21 protein-coding genes are annotated in these 21,716 nt (G+C 38.1%); 8 read left to right on the top strand and 13 right to left on the bottom strand.

The genetic code is table 11. The features are described from left to right. Positions 1–10: 10 nt before the first annotated feature. The 11 genes from BXY75_RS01565 to hemA form a co-directional block, all read right to left on the bottom strand. A complete protein-coding gene (locus tag BXY75_RS01565; RefSeq protein ID WP_147437213.1) occupies positions 11–364 on the bottom strand; it encodes a hypothetical protein in 354 nt (117 codons plus the stop codon). 65 nt (positions 365–429) lie between these two features. Next, on the bottom strand, positions 430–942 hold the full coding sequence (locus BXY75_RS01560) for a DinB family protein (protein WP_121905938.1): 513 nt from the start codon (positions 940–942) through the stop codon (positions 430–432). A gap of 18 nt (positions 943–960) precedes the next feature. Next, positions 961–1,944, bottom strand: coding sequence for a porphobilinogen synthase (gene hemB, locus BXY75_RS01555; protein WP_121905937.1), 984 nt, complete (start codon positions 1,942–1,944; stop codon positions 961–963). A 121-nt stretch (positions 1,945–2,065) separates the two neighbouring features. Next, entirely contained in the window at positions 2,066–2,968 is a 903-nt protein-coding gene (hemF, locus tag BXY75_RS01550; RefSeq protein WP_121905936.1) for an oxygen-dependent coproporphyrinogen oxidase, read from the bottom strand. Further along, a complete protein-coding gene (locus BXY75_RS01545) occupies positions 2,965–3,495 on the bottom strand; it encodes a GNAT family N-acetyltransferase (RefSeq protein WP_121905935.1) in 531 nt (176 codons plus the stop codon). Before BXY75_RS01545 ends, hemF begins: the two co-directional genes overlap by 4 nt. After that, on the bottom strand, positions 3,488–4,267 hold the full coding sequence (locus BXY75_RS01540) for an EI24 domain-containing protein (protein WP_121905934.1): 780 nt from the start codon (positions 4,265–4,267) through the stop codon (positions 3,488–3,490). The genes BXY75_RS01545 and BXY75_RS01540 overlap by 8 nt, the downstream gene beginning before the upstream one ends. A 10-nt stretch (positions 4,268–4,277) precedes the next feature. Continuing rightward, the gene (locus tag BXY75_RS01535) at positions 4,278–4,766 is read right to left on the bottom strand and encodes a DUF6973 domain-containing protein (protein WP_121905933.1); all 489 of its coding nucleotides are present in this window, start codon (positions 4,764–4,766) and stop codon (positions 4,278–4,280) included. After that, positions 4,763–5,794 (bottom strand): uroporphyrinogen decarboxylase, encoded by a 1,032-nt coding sequence (gene hemE / locus BXY75_RS01530; RefSeq protein WP_121905932.1) that lies wholly within the window; start codon positions 5,792–5,794, stop codon positions 4,763–4,765. The genes BXY75_RS01535 and hemE overlap by 4 nt, the downstream gene beginning before the upstream one ends. A gap of 46 nt (positions 5,795–5,840) precedes the next feature. Continuing rightward, the gene (locus BXY75_RS17195; RefSeq protein WP_211331803.1) at positions 5,841–6,866 is read right to left on the bottom strand and encodes a uroporphyrinogen-III synthase; all 1,026 of its coding nucleotides are present in this window, start codon (positions 6,864–6,866) and stop codon (positions 5,841–5,843) included. 262 nt (positions 6,867–7,128) lie between these two features. Continuing rightward, positions 7,129–8,040: a hydroxymethylbilane synthase gene (gene hemC / locus BXY75_RS01520; RefSeq protein WP_121905930.1), complete on the bottom strand. Its 912-nt coding sequence runs from the start codon at positions 8,038–8,040 to the stop codon at positions 7,129–7,131. After that, entirely contained in the window at positions 8,037–9,308 is a 1,272-nt protein-coding gene (hemA, locus tag BXY75_RS01515) for a glutamyl-tRNA reductase (RefSeq protein WP_121905929.1), read from the bottom strand. Before hemA ends, hemC begins: the two co-directional genes overlap by 4 nt. Positions 9,309–9,497: 189 nt before the next feature. Between hemA and BXY75_RS01510 the strand changes: the two genes are divergently transcribed. The 8 genes from BXY75_RS01510 (at position 9,498) to BXY75_RS01475 (ending at position 20,233) form a co-directional block, all read left to right on the top strand. Continuing rightward, the gene (locus BXY75_RS01510) at positions 9,498–10,388 is read left to right on the top strand and encodes a helix-turn-helix domain-containing protein (protein ID WP_121905928.1); all 891 of its coding nucleotides are present in this window, start codon (positions 9,498–9,500) and stop codon (positions 10,386–10,388) included. Between the two features lie 131 nt (positions 10,389–10,519). Continuing rightward, a complete protein-coding gene (hemH, locus tag BXY75_RS01505) occupies positions 10,520–11,557 on the top strand; it encodes a ferrochelatase (protein WP_121906580.1) in 1,038 nt (345 codons plus the stop codon). Positions 11,558–11,619: 62 nt separating this feature from the next. Next, positions 11,620–12,990 carry an MATE family efflux transporter gene (locus BXY75_RS01500; protein WP_121905927.1) on the top strand — a complete coding sequence of 457 codons (1,371 nt, stop codon included), beginning with the start codon at positions 11,620–11,622 and terminating at the stop codon, positions 12,988–12,990. 56 nt (positions 12,991–13,046) lie between these two features. Then, on the top strand, positions 13,047–16,145 hold the full coding sequence (locus BXY75_RS01495) for a WD40/YVTN/BNR-like repeat-containing protein (RefSeq protein ID WP_121905926.1): 3,099 nt from the start codon (positions 13,047–13,049) through the stop codon (positions 16,143–16,145). A 45-nt stretch (positions 16,146–16,190) separates the two neighbouring features. After that, a complete protein-coding gene (locus tag BXY75_RS01490; protein ID WP_121906579.1) occupies positions 16,191–16,727 on the top strand; it encodes a CopD family protein in 537 nt (178 codons plus the stop codon). Between the two features lie 59 nt (positions 16,728–16,786). Continuing rightward, positions 16,787–18,244: a sensor histidine kinase gene (locus tag BXY75_RS01485; RefSeq protein WP_170152828.1), complete on the top strand. Its 1,458-nt coding sequence runs from the start codon at positions 16,787–16,789 to the stop codon at positions 18,242–18,244. A gap of 53 nt (positions 18,245–18,297) precedes the next feature. Then, a complete protein-coding gene (locus BXY75_RS01480) occupies positions 18,298–19,080 on the top strand; it encodes an enoyl-CoA hydratase/isomerase family protein (protein WP_121905924.1) in 783 nt (260 codons plus the stop codon). A gap of 85 nt (positions 19,081–19,165) precedes the next feature. Beyond that, positions 19,166–20,233, top strand: coding sequence for a PA0069 family radical SAM protein (locus tag BXY75_RS01475; RefSeq protein ID WP_121905923.1), 1,068 nt, complete (start codon positions 19,166–19,168; stop codon positions 20,231–20,233). 9 nt (positions 20,234–20,242) lie between these two features. On the opposite strand, the gene BXY75_RS01470 is transcribed toward BXY75_RS01475, so the two are convergent. Both BXY75_RS01470 and BXY75_RS01465 read right to left on the bottom strand, forming a co-directional pair. Further along, positions 20,243–20,923, bottom strand: coding sequence for an HD domain-containing protein (locus tag BXY75_RS01470; protein WP_121905922.1), 681 nt, complete (start codon positions 20,921–20,923; stop codon positions 20,243–20,245). After that, positions 20,923–21,666: a lysophospholipid acyltransferase family protein gene (locus tag BXY75_RS01465; protein ID WP_317125231.1), complete on the bottom strand. Its 744-nt coding sequence runs from the start codon at positions 21,664–21,666 to the stop codon at positions 20,923–20,925. Before BXY75_RS01465 ends, BXY75_RS01470 begins: the two co-directional genes overlap by 1 nt. Between the last annotated feature and the right edge of the window lie 50 nt (positions 21,667–21,716).

The raw sequence follows: 21,716 nt of genomic DNA, 5'->3' as shown, positions 1-21,716 counted from the left end.
GAAAAAAGTATTACCAGAAAAAATGGTAAGGAAAGATGGTTTGACCCAATAATTTACGCTTGTCTTGAAGAGAAGAAAGGCAATTAACAAATCCGTCAACTTTTAAGCTTAAGCTTTCTTGATTTATTACAGAATTACCAAATCCTATGAACGCGATTTCTTCTTCTGGACTTGTTTGAAGGGTCTCAGTTAAGGCCACTTCTTCCACAAAAACCGATTTCGTATTGCGGTCAGGATTAAAAGTGGAAGTTTTTTCCGAATTGATATTAGAAAAGTCTGCAGCAGCACCAAACGCTATATCGCCTGAAGCCAAAAAGAGACTCAGGAGTAATAGACAACTATAATATGGATTTAATGCTTTCACAAGGTAAAGGTATTCAGAAAATTGATTCGTAATGATAAAATTTTGCTAAATATTTAAGTTGCTATTTACCAGCCTACGTAATTAGGTGGGTTAATTCCGTTCAAATTGAGATATACTATAAGCTGCCCGCGATGGTGAGTCACATGATCCTGCAATAAACTAAGAATCTGAAGTTTACTTTTTGGCCCGGAAAAAAAGTCGACGATTTCATTTAGTTCGGCTTCGGAAGTAATACTAATTATTTCTGAAACAGCGTCGAAAGCATTCGTTAAAACTTCTATGGTTTCCGCTTTGGTTACCGGTATTTCTGAAACGCCTTTCTCAAATTCATTATCCGTAAAATAACTCGTACTTAACCAATCCATATTCCCTTTGATGTGAATAAGCTGCTCTTTAAAACTCATTTGTCGCTCGGTTGGTTTAAAATCGAATGACTCTTCGGGCATTGCTTCGGCGACTTCCAACAAGTAATTTCTAGAATTTCCCCATTTTTCAAGAAAGGCTGATTTTACTGTTAGTTGTTGTCCGATAGTCACAGAGGAAATAAATAGTGAAAAAATTAAAATTGCGTTTTTCATGGAGATTGATTTGTTGTATTAGGAGATAAGTTTCACCACATCTTTTGCAAAGTAGCTCGCAATAATATGTGCTCCGGCTCTTTTAATGGCCGTAATTTGTTCCATCATTACGGCATCATGGTTTAACCATCCTTTTTCGGCTGCAGCTTTTAGCATGGCGTATTCACCACTCACCTGATAAACGGCCACGGGCACATCGACAACATTGCGAATATCCCTTACTATATCCAAATAGCACAGGCCGGGTTTTACCATAACGATGTCGGCGCCTTCCTCAATATCCATCAAAGTTTCTCTTATTGCTTCATCCCGATTCGCAAAATCCATTTGGTAAGATTGTTTGTCCTTCGGAATGTCTTTAAGATCTACGGGAGCCGAATCTAATGCATCACGAAAAGGTCCGTAAAAAGCTGAAGCATATTTTGCACTATAACTCATGATTCCTGTATCGTGAAAGCCTTCATCTTCCAACAGAGTTCTAATCTCAAAAATGCGTCCATCCATCATATCACTTGGTGCGACAAAATCGGCTCCAGCAATGGCATGTGTCAAAGACATTTCGGCTAAAATTGCACTAGAATCGTCGTTGATTATTTTCCCTTCTGAAACAATTCCGTCGTGACCGTATTTTGAATAAGGATCTAACGCCACGTCGGTCATAACCAACATCTCTGGCACAGCATCTTTCACTGTTTTTATTGCTCGCTGCATAAGTCCGTTGGGATTCAATGCTTCCTTTCCACTATTATCTTTCAGATGTTCTGGAACCTTTACGAACAGTAATACAGATTTTAGCCCTAAGGACCATATTTCTTTTGCTTCCGAAGCTAACAAATCCAAGCTATATCTGTAATAACCGGGCATGGAGGCAATTTCTTCTTTAACACCTTTTCCTTCTACAACAAAAATGGGAACTAGAAAATCGTCGGGGCTTATAATGGTTTCACGGACCAGACTTCTAATGGCTGCCGAACTTCGTAATCTGCGGTTTCTTCTTAACATGAGTTATAAGTTTCTGTTTTGTCCGGTCGAGCGCAGTTGAGACCTAAATAATCATCATGTGCTAACCTCTCGACTGCGCTCGAGGGGACTTGTTATTTATTAAGAGAACTGTTAACTTAATTCACACCCAATCTTTAGGGTTTTTTAATACTTCAATCAATTTTTCTTCCTCACTTCCAACTTCCGGATGATGATCGTACACCCATTGTACTTTGGGAGGTAAACTCATCAAAATACTTTCAATTCTTCCGTTGGTTTTAAGCCCGAAGAGCGTTCCTTTGTCATGTACTAGATTAAATTCCACATAACGGCCTCTTCTTATCTCTTGCCAGTTTTTCTGATCTTCAGTGAAAGCTATATTCATTCGTTTTTCAACAATTGGCACATATGCATCTAGGAAACTATCACCTACTTCAGTTACAAATTGAAACCAATCTGCCATCTGCATTTTCTCGGTACGTTTTAAATAATCGAAAAACAAACCTCCAATTCCTCTTCCTTCTTCACGATGCGCATTGTAAAAGTAAGAATCGCAACGTTTCTTATATTTTGGGTAAAACTCCGGATCATGGGCGTCGCAGGCTTTTTTACAAACACCATGAAAGTGATTAGCGTCCTCTTCAAAAAGATAGTAGGGAGTGAGATCCTGCCCTCCACCAAACCATTGATCGACGATATTACCACTTGCATCATACATTTCGAAATAACGCCAATTTGCATGTACTGTAGGTATAAATGGATTAGTTGGGTGTAATACAAGACTTAGACCACAAGCAAAGAAATCGGCATCTTTTACTCCGAAATATTGTTGCATAGACTCCGAAAGTTTTCCGTGTACTTCGCTAATATTTACACCGCCTTTTTCAAATACTTCACCATTCTCAATGACTCGTGATTGGCCGCCACCGCCTTCAGGTCTTTTCCAAATGTCTTCTTTGAATTTGGCGTTGCCATCAACTGCTTCTAATCCTGAAGTGATGACATTTTGTAATTCACGTATGTATGCGACAAATTTATCTTTCATAAGGAGCGTTCATATAATTCCATATCCATCGGTGCAAAATTCTTTGGTCTAAACTCTTTTAATAATGTTTTCTTCCAAATAAAACCAGTTTTTTCGGCCACTTTGCAACTTCCTATATTGGTTTTGTGTGTAATAACTTTAAAGTGAGCAATGCCAAATTCATCTTGGGCATATTCTATCATTTTTTCTACAGCCATTGACATCCAACCTCTCCCTCCAAATGAGGCCGCCATGCAATAGGCAAACTCAGCTTCTTTCTTCTTAAGTTCAATATTCTTTAATATGATGAGCCCGGCTATTTTCCCTGTCTGACTTTCTTCTATACCGAAAGTAATACAGGTTTTTTTGACATACTCTTCTTTTTTCTTCTGAATGTATGCTTCGGAAGCTTTTACGGTTAAGTTCTTTGATACCGTAATTGGCAGATACTTTCCGAAGTGATCCATATTCTCAAGAATCAGAGCATTTAAATTATAAGCATCGTCAGCTTTGAGTGCGAATATGGAAAATGTGTCTGACTTATACATTCGATTCTTTCTGAAGGATTTCGGGAGTTTTTAATCTGCCAGATTCTTTTATTAGGCGAACAGTTTCGGTGGTTGACGCTGTAACCGAAAGTGGCAAAACTAATATAATTCCGACGATTGGAATAAGCAACATCGCCATAAACACAACCCCGTTTCCAATGGCAATTCCTTTGTTTTTCTTTACAAAACGGATGCTTTCATCATACTTAAAATGACGCTCCAAGGTATAATCCATGTTTCCGAATCCTGCATAATATGATTGCACTAAGAACAAAAGTATGGAGGTAATTATGTTCACCACCGGAATTAGACTTAGTAATAAAATAGGAATCGTGAGCAGCAGTTCCATGCATAGATTTCGCACGTTGATTCGAACGCCACGCCATAGCTGCGCTGCATTGGTAGTATCTCGATGCACATGATTCACACCCAATAAATGGGCTTCAATTTTTTCGGAAACAGGACTCATAAAAGGAGCGCTTAATGCCATCACTATATGTTTGTATAGAATAAGCCCGATTGCCACAATGGCGAAACCACCAATAATGTCGCTAATTGTTCTAAATGTTTCAGAACCCCATTCCCAAAACCAGATCTTTGCAATGACACTCCCAATATTATCAGACCAGCCCCAGGCTGAAAAACCTATTAGGGTGGCGGTAAGAAAACTAATTAGCATAGGTACCCCGAAATATTTCCATATTCCAAGTTTGGATATCAATTTGAAAGTTCCAGTGTAAGCCTTAATACCTTTTAGAATATTTTTTATCATACAGCTTTTGTTAATCTTCAATATAAATTAACTGTTCAGAATCTATATTTAATGTATCCGTTTCCTCGAATTTAATAGCTTTTTGACTCATTTTCATCAATAAATCAGTGATTTCTTGCTTGTTTAGATCATATTTCTTCAAAAACACCATTCGTCCGACTTTGTTATTATGGAAATCCATAATCTGATCAAGTTTCTCGTTTTGAGTTACTTTTTCATACAAATTCGTGAATTTTTCGGCCCAATTGGTTGATATTTGATCGTTTTTGTAGAATTTCATCGAATTCTTGCAAATCATGAAATTCCAATAGGCATGACGAAATGCATTTGCTTTACCACTTCTAAAATGCGCATCTCCAAAAAGAATATTGCAAGTTTCCATGGTTTCTTTGGTTGCTCGAATTGTTGGTAAGATATATAACGGATGCTTCAGAAAAACGACTAGCAGTTTCCAAAGCTGTCCGAAACTTAAACTTTGTATCCTTGCCCAAATCTTCAAGCTTCCGATTTATATTCTTTTACCGCTTCAATAAATGCTCCTGCGTTTTCAACAGGTATATTTGGTAAAATTCCGTGGCCTAAATTTACAATATATCGGTCTTTTCCGAAGTCATCAATCATCTCTTTCACCATTTTCTTTATCGTTTTTGGAGGGCTTAACAGCCTAACAGGATCAAAATTTCCTTGTAAAGTGATCTTGCCACCAGTTAAGTAACGCGCATTTCTTGCAGAACAAGTCCAGTCAATCCCTAAAGCAGCCGCACCACTTTTCGCCATAGTATCCAACGCGAACCAGCAGCCTTTACCAAACGCTATGACCTGAGTCTCATCCTTCAAGGCATCAATAATCTGCTGTATATATTGCCAGCTAAATTCCTGATAATCCACCGGAGACAACATCCCTCCCCAACTATCAAACAACTGAACGGCATTCACACCGGCCTTAACTTTTTCCTTTAGATAAAGTATGGTGGTATCTGTTATTTTCTGAAGTAATTCGTGTGCCTCAATAGGGTTCGTAAAACAAAATCCTTTGGCTATATCGAAATTCTTGCTGCCTTGTCCTTGTACGCAATAACACAGAATCGTCCACGGACTTCCAGCGAATCCAATCAACGGAATATCATCATTGAGTTTTTCCTTCGTCATTTTGATAGCTTCCATCACATAGCCCAAAGTTTCATGAATATCGGGTACAATCACTCTTTCAAGATCTTTTTTTGTACGAATTGGGTTAGGAAGCCATGGACCAATACCAGGCTTCATCTCCACATGAATATTCATTGCTTGCGGAATCACGAGGATATCACAAAAGAGAATAGCCGCATCCATTCCGTATCTTCGAATGGGTTGAACGGTGATTTCACTGGCCAATTCTGGAGTCTGACAACGAGTAAAGAAGTCGTATTTGGCCTTTATTTCCATAAATTCCGGGAGATAGCGACCTGCTTGACGCATCATCCAAACCGGTGGTCTGTCTACAGTTTCACCTTTTAGTGCTCTTAAAAATAAATCGTTTTTTATCATATCAATTCCTCCTTAATCTGAGGCCTTTTAATTATTCTACTTTTTTCTATTTCGTTATTTTGTCAATAACACTTTCAATGGTTGTAGTCTCTGAAACTACGACTTTATCCGTATATTTTTTAGCTTCGGAAGCAGTTGTTGTTCCAATGCAAATACAAAGACTGTTTCCAATCTTGTTTTCAGAAGTAAAACTCCTCACACCACTCGGACTAAAAAATAGAATTCCGTCCCATTTTTTATCAAATCTGACCGGATTTAACGCAGTTTCGTAAGTTTTTACTTCAAAAAGTTCGATTTCTGCCTTTTTTAGTGCTGATGGAATATCATCACTTCGAATGTTTCCGCAGAAAAAGTGAAACCTTTCATTTTTATGCTTTTCTACTATAAAATCGGCTAACTCTACTCCATATTGAGCTGTTTTGACCATTTTTAGACCGTTTTTAACCAAAAGTGCTTTTGTCTTTTCGCCAACACAAAAGCAACGCATCGTAGCCAAATCTTCTTTTGAAGGATTCTGCTTAAAAAATGCATCTACAGCATTCTGACTTGTAAAAATTACGTTTTCAATTCCTTTAGGAATCTTGAAGTCAAGATGTTTTACTGAAATCGCATCGTATTCTGTGAGCGAGATATTGGTTTTCTCAAGCGGCTTCTTTTGGATAGGAGTGAGATTTTTGGTGGAGAGTATCATTCTGTCCCTCACCCCGACCCTCTCCCGCTGAGAAGGAGACTGATCTTTGACTTTTTGGATGTCCTTATAAATATCTACAAGGCCTTTGTACACCTCCGAATTTCGATATCTTAAAATTTTATATCCCAAAAAACTAAGATGATAGTCTCGTTGTTCATCATTGAATCGCTGACTAGGATGATTATGATAGCCACCGTCCAACTCAATTACCAACTCTAATTCATCACAATAAAAATCTACGATGTAATCTTTCAAGGGGTGTTGTCTCCTAAATTTTAAATTCTCAAACTGACGATTTCTCAAAACTTCCCATAGCTTCATCTCGGCATCGGTCTGCTCCTGCCTAAGATGTCTTGCTATTTGAGTTTTAGTTATTTTCATAAAGAATTTTAAAAGATCACCCATCTTAAAGGGAGACCTGTTTTTATTATATGGTTAACCTTCCCGTATCTTATTAAATTTTCAACAGCACCCCTCTCAGCGGAAGGGATTTTTACTATTTAGATTCCTTCCAGTATCATATTAAACTTTTTATATCTCCCCTCTCAGCGGGAGAGAGATTTTTATTATTTGGTTACTTCCCGAATCTTATTAAATTTTCAGCAGCTCCCCTCTCAGCGGGAGAGGGGCTGGGGGTGAGGGACTACTTAGTTTCTAATTTAATTAGCCGCATCATTTCCTTCCCGCCATTATTTAAAATACTTTGGGCACATTCTGCACCGAAATCTTTATAATTATCAATTTGAACTACTTTTTCAATTTCCAGTTTAGTTTGCCCGTCAAGGGAAAATAGCACTCCTTTAAATCGTATTTCGTCATCTATTATTTCTGCCAGAGCACCAATAGGAGCCGTGCAACCACCTTCTAAAGTCCGAAGGAAATCACGTTCTATTTGGGTGCAAACTTCTGAATCGAAATCGTTTAAATTAGAAGTAGCTTCTTTACAATAATCATCATTCTTCATGGAAACTATAACCATCGCTCCTTGTGCAGGTGCAGGGACCATCCAATCTAATGAGGTGTGGTTTTCAGGAAGAACATCAATTCTTTGTAAACCTGCTTTGGCAAAAATTGCTCCTTGCCAATTGTTATCCTTTAATTTTTGCAATCGGGTATTTACATTACCTCTAAGATCTACTAGGCTATGATGCGGATATCGATGTAGCCACTGAGCTCTACGGCGCAAACTTCCGGTTGCGATAGTAGCATTTTTTTCAACTTCAAATGGCCCATTTGTCACTAATATATCTTCGGAAGAAGCACGTTTTAGAACGGCTGCTTGAATAATTCCTTTTGGGAGGAGCGTTGGTACATCTTTCATACTATGAACGGCAATATCAACCGTTCCATTAATCATGGCAACGTCCAATGTTTTTGTAAAAATACCGGTAATTCCTAATTCGTAAAGAGGTTTGTCTAAAATAAGGTCGCCAGTGGATTTCACAGGGACTAATTCGGTATCATATCCTAAGTTCTGTAGTTTTTTTTGAACAGTATTGGCCTGCCAAAGCGCTAATTCGCTATCGCGCGTACCAATTCGTATCAGCTTTTTCACAACTCAGTGTTTGAAAGTTGAAACACTTTATTGATCATTTCCACGCTTTCTGATGTGGAAATAGTATCGTCTTTTAAATGATTTGCGAAATGTGTTGTGATTTTTTGAATTATGCGATTGCTAATTATTTCGGCTTGTTCTTCGTTGAAATCGGCTATTTTCCTTCTTTGATAATCAATTTCTCCCGATTTTATCTCGGCGAGCTTTATTTTTAGTGCTTTGATAGTAGGTGCGAATTTTCTGTTTTCCGCCCAAGCATTGAATTCCATTTCAACTTCGGAAATAATTTTTTCTGCCTTCGGAATCTGAGATGCCCGATGTTCTAAGGTCTTATCCGTTACTGTAGATAAGTCGTCTAAATGAACCAAGGTCACTAATTCATTTTCCTTTACATTATCTGAAACATTCTTCGGTATAGAGAGATCCAGAATAAGAAGAGGTCTTTTAAGGTAAAGTAACTCTTTAGAGATTGTTGGCTGTTGAGCACCGGTTGCAACGATCATCACATCAGTTTGCGCGATTTCACTTTGAATGTTTGCGTAATCCTTTACAACAAGATTGAACTTTCCTGCAATCTTTTCGGCCTTATCCTTTGTGCGATTTATAAGTGTGATATGTTCGTTCTTGGTATGCTTTATTAAATTTTCACAGGTGTTTCTTCCAATTTTTCCTGTTCCGAAAAGAAGGATGTTCTTTTCTGAAACGTATGGAACACGTGCCATAATATATTGCACTGCAGCGAAACTTACTGAAGTTGCACCACTTGAGATTTCAGTCTCGTTTTTGATCTTTTTACTTGCCTGGATAACAGCATTCGCCAAACGCTCGGAGTATGGATTCATAAGTCCGGCATTTTTGGATGCCCTGAAGCTTTTACGTAACTGACTAATAATCTCAAAGTCACCAAGAATCTGACTGTCAAGGCCTGTACCTACCTTAAAAAGATGGGAAACTGCGTCCTTATTTTTGTGAATATATGCTACTTTTTCAAATTCTTCTACTGTACCGTTTGTGTACTCACAGAGTAATTTTATAATTTGATAAGGGTGTTTTGCAATTCCGTAAAGTTCGGTGCGATTACATGTAGATATTACAGACAAAGTCACAATCCCTTCATCTTTAGCATGTGACAATATATTCTGCTGAGCAGTTTCACTTATACTAAAATGACCTCTAGTTACTGCATCGGCCTTTTTATAATTAAGTCCAATTGCGTAGAAATTTCCTTCATCCAAAGATGAAATATGTCGATTGCCGTTTATTTTCATAGGTAACGAGGCAAAAGTAAAAGCAATTTTCTTGAAAAAGTAACGCTAGCGGTATCAATAGTGTCGCAGGCTGTTAATTTTTATTAAAATATGATAAATATCATATAAATCCCCTAATTTCGCTGTTTAAAGAGGGTAATTCACATCCTTTATCTAGAACAATTCTAAATAATATAATATAACATCAGTATGTTTTCTGAAAAAAATGTCGCTCAAAGTTTTTACGAGGAAATCAGTGTTGAGGACGGCTTCTTTATTTTAAAATTTAACAACGAAACCGATGATAGTCAGGTATTTACTAGGGAAGTAGGTTCAGATTTTGTGCAGTTTCATTTTTGTTTAAAGGGTTCCGCAAGTTTTATTTTTAATGATGGAAATTATATTTTAGCATTGAATGAGGATAATTCGTTACTGCTTTATAACCCTCAACGCGATCTCCCATTAAACCTTCAGGTGAATTCACATTCCTGGGTGATTTCAGTATTACTACCTATCAAGAAATTTCACGGTCTCTTTTCTTCCGAAGCCAATTATATAACCTTTCTAAGTGATGAGAACAAAGACAGGAAGTACTACAAGGATGCGCCTATATCTCCTTCGTCGTCGATTGTCCTTAATCAATTAATGAATTACAACCTCCATCCTTCAGTAAAACCGCTCTATTTCAAAGCAAAAGCTTACGAGTTATTGAGCTTGTATTTTAATAGGCCAGCAGATGTGGATGTTGAGCAATGTCCGTTTTTAATTGATGAAGAAAACGTAGCAAAAATTAAAAAAGCGAAGCAGATTATCATTTTAAGAATGGCAGAACCTCCAACACTCCAGGAACTTTCCGAAGAGATTAACCTTCCACTCAATAGATTAAAAGAAGGTTTTAAACAAATTTACGGTGATTCTGTGTTTAGCTTTTTGTTCGACTATAAAATGGAAATTGCCAGACAGCTACTTGCAACAGGTTCTCATAATGTAAACGAGGTTGGACTAAAAGTAGGTTACAGCACTGCAAGCCATTTTATTGCAGCATTCAAAAAGAAATATGGTACTACACCCAAAAAGTATATAATGGGACTTTCGTCTTGATTAATACTGTAGATATGCTTATAAAGTAACTTTATGGTCTTTTTAGGAGACTTTTATTTGAGAGATAGTATTTTTGCAATTCGAAAATTGATTACTAATTAAACAGATTCCAACCTGTGTTGGAAATGAATATGAAAGGAGTTCTCCTTGTAAATTTAGGTTCACCCGACAGCACCAATCCAAAGGATGTAAAAAAATATCTTGATGAGTTTTTGATGGACCCACGTGTTATTGATGTTCCTTATTGGTTTCGATCCTTTTTAGTTCGAGGTATTGTATTAAACACACGTCCTAAGAAATCGGCCGCTGCCTACGAACGAATTTGGTGGAAGGAAGGCTCGCCACTAATTGTAATCTCAGAGCGCCTTCAGAAAAAAATACAGGAAAAAACTACAATTCCAGTTGCATTAGCCATGAGATATGGAAGTATGACGCTAAAAAAAGGACTTCAGGAATTGGTAGACCAAGGAGTGGATGATATACTGTTAGTACCTCTTTATCCGCAATTTGCAATGGCAACCACCGAAACAATAGAAGTGGCCATTGAGGAACTGAAAAATAAATTTTTTCCACAATTAGAAATAACATCTCTACCGGCCTTTTATAACAAACCGGATTATATAGAAGTGCTTTCCAAAAGTATTTCAGAAAAAATAGAAAACCTGGATTACGAACATCTGTTATTCAGCTATCATGGAGTACCCGAACGTCATATTCGCAAAAGCGACATCACAAAATCACATTGTCAGATTAACAATTCCTGTTGTGTAACACCTTCCAAAGCTCATAATTTTTGTTACCGTCATCAATGTTTAGACACTACGAGAAGAGTGGCGGAAAAACTTAATTTAAAGGATGGGTCTTATTCAACTTCTTTTCAATCCAGATTAGGATTCGACCCATGGTTGCAGCCATATACCGATCGAACCATAGAACGAATGGGCCTAGCGGGAACTAAAAAAATGGTGGTTGTAACGCCTGCATTCGTTAGTGATTGTTTAGAAACATTGGAAGAAATTGCTATGGAAGGAGAAGAAATATTTCACGAGGTCGGTGGTAAGGAATTCACAGTGATTCCATGCCTCAATGATCGCGATGATTGGGCTGAGGTAATGACCGGCTGGATAGATGAATGGCGGATTAAAGACCTGAAAACAGCAATTGCATAAATAATAAACCGTTATCCTCGCCTCTTTTTGCAAGGAAAGAGTTTTAGGGGTGAGGATGTAAAATGAAAAAAATTTCCAACACTTTAGGAACCGATTCCATTAGCAAACTACTAGTTCGACAAGCCGTTCCAGCTAGTATTGGGATTCTAGTCATGTCATTGAACATGATCGTCGACACTATTTTTGTGGGTCGATGGATAGGACCTCTAGCAATTTCTGCGATTACGGTTGTGATTCCAATCACCTTTTTTATAGGCGCCATCGGTTTGTCTGTTGGTATTGGAGGTAGTTCAGTTTTATCGAGAGCCTTAGGATCCAAAAATGAATCAAAAGCATTGAAAGTATTTGGAAATCAGATTTCCCTTACTTTTTTAACTTCAGGATTACTTGCAGCACTCGGACTTATCTTTCAAGACAATCTAATCGAATTCTTTGGAGCTGATGAATCCTTCAAGGACCTCGCTTTGGTGTACTATCGCATAGTTATGTATGGAATCGTAATGTTGTCCATGTGTATGATGGGGAACAACGTAATTCGCGCCGAGGGAAAACCAAAATTCGCCATGTATGCCATGATGCTTCCCGCAATAGGAAACATCTTTATGGATTATATTCTTATCAATGTTTTTGACTTCGGAATGGAAGGTGCTGCATGGGCAACCTTTATAAGTTACTTTATTTGTTTTGCCTTTATCGTATGGTTTTTTATTGTAAAAAGCGAACTACGCCTCAAATGGAGTTCTCTTAAATTAGATAGGAAAATAGTTTCAGAAATAAGCAGTCTTAGTTTCGTAACGCTCGCCAGGCAAGGAACGATAGCAGTTTTGACCATACTTCTAAACAATGTTTTAATTACTCACGGAGATGCACTCGATGTTGCTTCTTATGGAATTATTAGTCGAATGTTGATGTTCGCGCTCTTCCCCGTTATTGGGGTAAACCAAGGTTTTATGCCAATTGCCGGATATAATTATGGCGCCGGATTTTATCAAAGAGTTCGGGAATCAATTAATACATCTATAAAATATTCTGGTGCTCTCGCGCTCTTCATTTTTGCTGTGATTATGATATTCCCATCAGACATTGTTGCTATTTTTATGAGTAATAATGAAAATTTAGATGCAAAAACAATCGCAGATAACGCCGAGCTTATGAGGAGGACTCCTTCTGCATTGCGATGGGTTTTCGCGGCTACTCCTGTAATTATAATTCAACTAATCGGAGCATCTTATTTTCAGGCGATAGGTAAAGCAATTCCTGCACTATTGCTAAGTTTAACGAAGCAAGGTTTCTTTTTAATACCACTAATACTAGTACTTCCGCAGTTTTTTGGAGTTTTTGGAGTTTGGATTTCATTTCCTATTGCCGATGTGCTTTCTACTGCCGTCACTGGCTATTACCTCAATAAGGAAGTAAAAAAAATGATTAAATAAGCTTTATTGAATTGCTTCGGAAATAGGTATCTTTAAAATCATTTTAAATTTTTATTATGTCGCGTTTTCAGTTGCTTATTTTCTTTATTTTCTTCGGAATTTTTCCAGAATCCATTCAAAGTCAGACCTACGATGAGAAATATTACGACGCTATGGAATATCGCCTTATCGGACCGTTTCGTGGCGGCCGAAGCGCTGCTGTAACCGGAGTGCCCGGAAAACCTAATCTGTTTTATTTTGGAGCCACCGGTGGAGGAGTTTGGGAAACCAAAGACGGAGGAAGACATTGGAACAACATATCTGATGGCTTTTTTGGTGGATCTATCGGAGCTATAGAAGTTGCCGAAGATGACCCCAATGTGATCTATGTTGGTGGAGGTGAAAAAACCGTGCGTGGAAATGTTTCTTCAGGTTATGGTATCTGGAAAACAGAAAATGCAGGGAAGTCATGGAAACAAATGGGACTCGAAAAAGGAAGACATATTCCAAGAATTGCTGTACATCCTAAAAATCATAATATAGTCTATGCAGCGGTCCTCGGTAATATTTACAAACCCTCCCAAGAACGAGGGGTTTTTAAAAGTACCGATGGCGGGAATTCATGGAGAAAAACCTTGTTTGCCAACGAAAATTCAGGGGCTGTAGATCTTGTAATGGACCCTAATAATCCTAGAATTTTATTTGCCTCTACATGGAATGTACGGCGAACACCTTTTAGCTTGAGCAGCGGTGGTGATGGTTCCGCACTTTGGAAAAGTACTGATAGTGGTGAAACCTGGAAAGAAATATCAAAGAACAAAGGATTTCCTACAGACACCTTAGGAATTATAGGTGTAACTGTATCTCCAGCAAATAGTGAACGTGTCTGGGCTATCGTCGAAAACAAAGAAAAGGGCGGTGTTTACCGAAGTGAAGACGGTGGAGATACCTGGGAAAACATTAATAGTGAACGTAAATTGCGTCAAAGAGCATGGTATTATACGCGTATCTATGCCGATCCTATGGATAAAGATATTATGTATGTGCTAAATGTTCAGCATCATAAAAGTACGGACGGGGGCAAAACTTTTGAAACCTACGATACACCTCATGGCGATCATCACGATCTATGGATTGCCCCTGAAGATCCTAACAGAATGATTATTGGAGACGATGGAGGAGCCCAAACAACCTACGATGGTGGAGAGACCTGGAGTACGTATCACAATCAGCCGACATCCCAGTTTTATCGGGTAACCACCGATAATTCTTTTCCCTACCGTATTTATGCGGCACAACAGGATAATTCGACTATTCGAATAGCCCATAGAAACGAAGGCGGAAATATAGATGAAGACGATTGGGAAAGAACAGCTGGAGGCGAAAGTGCTCACATAGCTGTAGATCCAAAGAATAATGAGATAGTCTATGGTGGTAGCTACGACGGATTTTTAACGCGATACAATCACGAAAAAAAGACGGTTCGCAGTGTGAGTGTTTGGCCCGATAATCCAATGGGACATGGTGCCGAAGACATGAAGTACCGTTTTCAGTGGAACTTCCCTATTTTCTTTTCGCCTCATAACCCGAATAAACTGTACACAGCTTCCAATCATTTGCATGCCACCACCAATGAAGGGGAGAGCTGGGAATTACTAAGCCCGGATCTTACCCGAAATGATGCCACTAAACTTAAATCATCTGGGGGGCCAATTACTCAAGACAATACTTCTGTAGAATATTACTGTACCATATTCGCCGCAGCTGAATCTCCCTTGAAAGAAGGTGTATTATGGACCGGAAGCGATGATGGTCTGTTGCATGTTTCTAAGGATGGAGGAAAAAATTGGGAGAATGTAACTCCCAAAGGAATGCCAGAGTGGATGATGATCAATAGTGTGGAGCCTTCTGTTTTCAATGTAGGTACATGCTATATTGCCGGCACCAAATATAAAACCGGTGACTTTGCTCCTTATCTTTATAAAACTAATGACTTCGGAAAAACCTGGAAGAAGATTACAAACGGTATTCCGGACGAGCATTTTACAAGAGTAGTGCGAGAAGATCCGAAGCAAAAAGGACTGTTGTATGCCGGAACTGAAACAGGTATGTACATCTCTTTCGATGACGGAAACAATTGGAAACCGTTTCAGCTGAATTTGCCCATTGTACCAATAACGGATCTTGCGGTAAAAGATAACAATCTCATCGTAGCTACTCAAGGACGAAGCCTATGGATTATAGATGATTTATCACTACTTCATCAGCTTTCCGAAGCTACTAAAAATAATGAAGATATTCTCTTTAAACCAAAAGATACATATCGAATGAAAGGAAGTTCTAAAAGTGGTTCTTTAACCACCGGAACAAATCACGCGGCTGGTGTGATGACCTACTTCTACTTGGACAATCCTGAAGAGAAAGAAATTAAACTCAGTTATCTAAACAAACGAGGTGATACTTTACGAACGTATGGCACCAAAGACGATAAAAACAAACTGGAAGTAAAAAAAGGAGCCAATTTTCACAGTTGGGATATGAAAGGAAAAGGTGCTGAAAAACTCGACGGAATGATCCTTTGGTGGGCAAGTCTGGATGCGCCACAAGCTGTCCCCGGTGATTATAATGTGATATTGCATTATGACGATAAAAGTATTGTTGAGGACTTCAAAATTGTTGCAGATAAAAATGCCGAGACCAATATGGCTGGAATGCAACGACAGTTCGATTTTATTTCTGATATAAATTCAACCATTGATAAAGCTCACAAATCCATCAAAAAAATACGAAAGATTAATGATCAGTTGGAGGCGTTTCAGAAACAGTACAAAGACAATGAAGCGACTAAAGAGTTGGTAGAAAAGGCCAAAAAGCTAAGTGAGGATTTTTCAGAAATCGAAAAAACACTGTATCAAACTAAGAATAAAAGCGGGCAGGATCCCTTAAACTTTCCAATACGTTTAACCAATAAATTAGGGCATTTAAACAGTTTGGTAGGTATGGACGATTTTCCCCCAACCCAACAAGATATTGCTGTAAAAAACGAACTTACGCAGCAAATTGATTCTCAATTGTTGAAATTTGACGCTTTGGTTTCAGAAGAAATTGCGAATTTTAATGAGGCTTTTAATACCTTGAAATTAAATTATCTGTTTATTGAAGACGATAAGAACTAAAATCTCAATACCTAAAAAAGACCCCTGCCTACGCAGGGGATGAATATGGAATACAATTACATAAAATCCCTTCATTTAATTTTTGTGATCACTTGGTTTGCAGGACTTTTCTATATTGTCCGATTGTTTGTGTACCAAATTGAAGCCTTTCATAAACCTTCTCCTGACAAAGAAATACTCGGCGCACAGTTTAAAATAATGGCAAAACGACTATGGACGATAATCACCTGGCCATCCATGATTTTAGCTATTGGCTTTGCAATATGGCTTATCGTTTTAAGGCCTTTCTATTTGTCGGATGCTTGGATGCAAGTAAAATTAGGCTTTGTATTTTTGCTTATTATCTATCATATAAAATGCCATATTATTTATAAACAGCTTCAAAATGATATTGTAAAACACTCGTCAAATTTTATGCGCCTTTTTAATGAGGGAGCGACAATTATACTTTTTGCGATCGTTTTTTTGGTGGTTTTACGCAACGCTGTAAATTGGATTTACGGGGTGATAGGTATCTTATTGTTTTCAGTATTGCTCATGCTGGGCTATAAGTTTTATAAAAGACTGCGGGAAAGAAACTAAATGTGAGCTTCAGATGTTTGGTTTAATTATTGCTATCTTCCCTTAACAAATCGTAATTAATGCGCATTCATAAGTCCTTAAGATTCCGAATATTTTTATCGATGTTACTTTTAGTGATAGGTGCTTCAATCCTTATCGCAATTGTAACGGTTTATCAGTACAGAGAGGAAGCGGAAGACTATCACAGAGATCGCTTGCTTCGGAAAGAAGAAAACATACGTAAGAACATTGATTTCATTCTAAAAAACACGACTTATCCTGTTGAGACCGATAAAATTCCTTTAATTTTTAAAGAGAAGATATATGAGTTAAAGGCTATTCACAATCTGGAAATCTACTTATACGATCTGGACGGAAATTTACTAAAGTCATCCAAGGCATCATTTTTTGTGGATACCACGAGCAAGAAAATGAAGCAGTATGCTATAAACGCACTCGAAAACTCACCATCAAAGAATTTTATCGAAGAATTTGAAGAGGAGGGACAGGAGTATCGTTCCTCCTATACATTTATTACCGATCCTCATTTTAAACCCTTAGCAATCTTAAATCTGCCTTATATTGAGGATGACGGATTTATTAAAAAGGAGCTAAAAGAGAACTTATCGCGCCTCGGAATTGCCTATATCTTTATGTTATTGATTGCGATTACGCTGGCTTATTTTTTATCAAAGTTTATCACAAAATCACTGAATGAAATCACTGAAAAAATTACCGAAACCCGTTTAAACAAGCGCAACAAGCGGATTTTAATCACAGACACTTCCGAAGAGATCTCTACGCTTATTAATGCTTATAACGGGATGATCGATGAATTGGAAAATAGTGCGGCCCAGTTAGCAGCTAGTGAACGGGAAGCGGCATGGCGTGAAATGGCGAAACAGGTTGCACATGAGATTAAGAACCCGTTGACGCCTATGCGATTAACAGTACAGAGTTTTCAGCGAAAATTTGACCCTACCGATCCGGATGCGGCGAAGAAAATTGAAGAGTATAGTAATACTATTATTCAGCAAATAGACACCATGAGTTCTATAGCTTCAGCCTTTTCTACCTACGCGACCATGCCGGCACAGAAAGATGAAACTTTGAACGTAGTAAAAATCACTAAACTAGCACTCGATATTTTTAACGAGGATTATATTTATTTTTCTTCGGAAGAGGATTCAATCACAGTAAAATTTGATCGCACCCAGTTAATTCGAGTGATTACCAATCTTGTAAAAAATAGCATTCAGGCGATCGAGCAAAACCAAAACCCGAACCCTAGAATTGAGGTCAACGTTTTTACTGAAGGAACCCTCGTTGGAATCTCTGTTACCGACAATGGAATAGGGGTTTCAGAGGAAAACGCGGATAAGATTTTCGAACCTAAATTCACGACCAAATCGAGTGGCATGGGACTTGGACTTGCAATGGTGAAAAAAATAGTAGAAAATTATAACGGAACAATCACTTTAAGTATTTCCGAAGAAAATACCACCACATTTAAAGTGTTATTCCCTCGACTTTTATAACGATTTTCTTAAATTTGGTACTTTACTCCCCACAAACCTAACAAATTGAATTTATGACCTTCCAAAACATTTTATCCAGTAGAGATAATGGAATTACTACAATTACCATTAATCGACCTTCAAAACTCAATGCATTAAACAAAGAAACCATAAAAGAGCTTCACAAAGCTTTTAAAACGGCCGATGAAGACTCTAAAACAAAAGTGATTATAATAACCGGAAGTGGGGAAAAAGCATTTGTTGCAGGAGCTGATATAAGTGAATTTTCAGATTTTTCTGTTTCTGAAGGAGGACAATTAGCATCTCAAGGACAGGCACTTTTATTCGATTATGTAGCGAATCTATCTACGCCTGTTATAGCAGCCGTTAACGGTTTTGCATTAGGAGGAGGGTTAGAACTAGCTATGTCTGCACATTTTAGAATCGCTTCGGAAAATGCGAAAATGGGACTGCCGGAAGTATCTCTCGGATTAATACCGGGATACGGTGGAACACAAAGACTCCCACAATTGGTTGGCAAAGGAAGAGCCATGGAAATGATAATGACCGCCTCTATGATCGACGCGAATCAAGCGCTACAATACGGACTAGTAAATCACATCGCATCTCAGGATGAACTTATTTCCTTTACTGAAGGCATTGCGGGAAAAATCATGAGAAATTCTCCGGTAGCTATCGCTGCTGCCATTTCATCGATCAATGCGGGTTACGAAGATGGTGAGAACGGCTTCGATACAGAAATCATGGAATTCGGAAAGTGCTTTGGAACAGCCGATTTTAAAGAAGGTACCCAAGCGTTTTTAGAAAAACGAAAAGCTAACTTTCCCGGAAAATAAATAATCGGAATTATTCCAAATACACTAGGAATTTTTCCTAATTACAATTAACTTTGATCGACTCCTAATCTATCAAAGTTTTTTTATGCCTGAACCTATCAAAGGTCGCGGAGCGCAGCGTGCTATTCACAATCGTTTTTTTGAATTACAACATGAAGTACTAGATGAGTATCTCAATTTCTGCGAAGCGGAAGGAGAAGTTGCCGATAAGAACCGTACAAAATACATCGATGTTTTTCCGAAGACCTTCGTGAACAAAGTCTCGAGTCCGGATGTAGGCATGAGCTATTCTGCCAATCCATATCAGGGATGTGAGCATGGTTGCGTGTATTGCTATGCACGTAACAGTCATCAGTACTGGGGATATGGTGCCGGATTAGATTTTGAAAGGAACATCTTGGTAAAAAAGAATGCCCCCGAACTTCTCGAGCAAAAGTTAAGAAGTAAGAATTGGCAGGGCGAGACCATCGTTTTTTCAGGGAATACAGATTGTTATCAGCCTATCGAGAGAAAATTGGAAATCACCAGAAAATGCCTCCAAATCCTTTTAAAATGGAAGCATCCCGTGGGGATTATAACGAAAAACTCCCTTATCCTTCGAGATTTGGATTTGCTCAAAGAGCTTTCAGCTTTAAATTTAGTGAGTGTTAATCTATCCATCACCTCACTTTCCGAAGAAACCAGAAGATTATTGGAACCCAGAACCGCGAGTATAAAAAATAGGCTTAAAACACTCCAGATACTTTCAGATAATAATATTCCGGTGAGAGTAATGATGGCGCCAATAATACCTTCTTTAAACAGTCATGAAATACTGCCTTTGGTTAAAAAAGTGGCTGAATTAGGCGCTTATGATGTGGCATTTACCATTGTAAGACTAAACGGACAGATTGCTGAAATTTTTAAGGATTGGGCTTACAAAACGATGCCGGATAGAGCCGAAAAAATTTTAAACCAGATAGCCGAATGTCATGGGGGTTCTTTAAATGATAGTCGGTTCGGAACCCGAATGCGTGGCGAAGGAACTTATGCGGCACAGTTAAAAGCCACTATGACACTCGCGAAGAAAAAATATCTAAAAGAGAAACGATCATCTACACTGGATTCCAGCCATTATTTAGCATTGAAAAATCCACAGACTCGGTTGTTTTAGTTTGCTGTACTAAAGTTTACCATCCCATTCTGCATAAAATTGCTTCAGGTAAGTTTCCATGAAGCGATGTCTTTCCATCGCGATTTTCTTTCCTGCTTCGGTGTTCATTCGGTCTTTTAGAAGGAGCAATTTTTCGTAAAAATGGTTTATCGTAGGCGCTTCGGAAGCTTTATAGGTCTCGGGTGACATATTGAGGTCAGGCTTTATATCCGGGTTGTACAAAGTTCGGTTTTTAAATCCGCCATAGTTGAAGGTTCTCGCAATACCAATAGCTCCCAAGGCATCCAAACGGTCGGCATCCTGAACAATATCAAGCATAACCGACTTAAAACTCTGTTCTCTGTTCCCTCCTTTAAAAGAGATATTTTCGATAATTTTTACAATATGCTGTGTTTTTTCTTCGGAAATATCTTCGTTTTTAAGAAACTGAGCCGCTTTTTTGGGACCAACGGTTTCATCACCCTTATGAAATTTGGAATCAGCTATATCATGAAGTAAGGCACCAAGTGCGACGATAAGAAAATCTATTTTTTCCTGTGCTTCGGAAGGCATTTCAGAAGCAATCAACATGGCATTCTTATATACTCGTTCAATATGAAACCAATCATGACCCCCTTCGGCGTTTTTCAGTTCATCTTTTACAAACTGAATGGTATTATCGACTATTTCTTGATCTTTCTCGGAAAACATTAGTTGCTTACGGCAGATTTAATAATATTTTCTACCTTGTCTATAAGTTCTTCTGAAGGTAAATCAGAAATTTTAATAGCCGGATGCACTATGTGTTTTAAATGAACGCCTAGAGGCATTGGGAACATTCCGAAGCGTTGTAATTTCCAGGAATTGTTTACAGTTATTGGTACCACATACGCTTCAGGAGCAAACTTAAAGAGTGTGACAAGTCCTTTACGATGAAAAGTTTTTGGAACACCATCCCGACTACGAGTGCCTTCAGGAAAAATTACACCACTGCGATTAAATTCTACCAAATATTTAGTGAATCGAATCATTTCAGTGATAGCTTGTCTGGGATTCTTTCGATTGATCAACGCGGCACCTCCATGTCTCAAATTATAGGAGATAGATGGAATTCCCTTGCCAAGTTCTATTTTAGAAATAAACTTTGGATGATATTTCCTCAGAGACCAAATAATAGGCGGAATGTCCCACATACTTTGGTGATTGGATACAAATATTAATGGAACGCCTTCTGGAAGTGGCTGGGTGATTTTCATGGAAATGCGTGTGCCTAAAATATTTAAGCAACGCATGATAGTCCAGTTAAAATAATCGACACTTTTTTTATGAGCGTCATAGCCGAAAAGCTTCAAACAAATTATTTGAATCACGTGAAATAATAACAATGATATTCCGAAGAACAAATAAAACAGCATCGTAAACGGATAACTTAGTATGTGTGAGATTTGTTTCATTTAATTTCAAAAGTAAAAAACCGTTTCCAATTTTTTAGAAACGGTTTTAA

The sequence above is a fragment of the Ulvibacter antarcticus genome (assembly GCF_003688405.1).
Lineage (GTDB): Bacteria > Bacteroidota > Bacteroidia > Flavobacteriales > Flavobacteriaceae > Ulvibacter > Ulvibacter antarcticus.
This window is presented reverse-complemented; position numbering and strand designations above follow the sequence as displayed.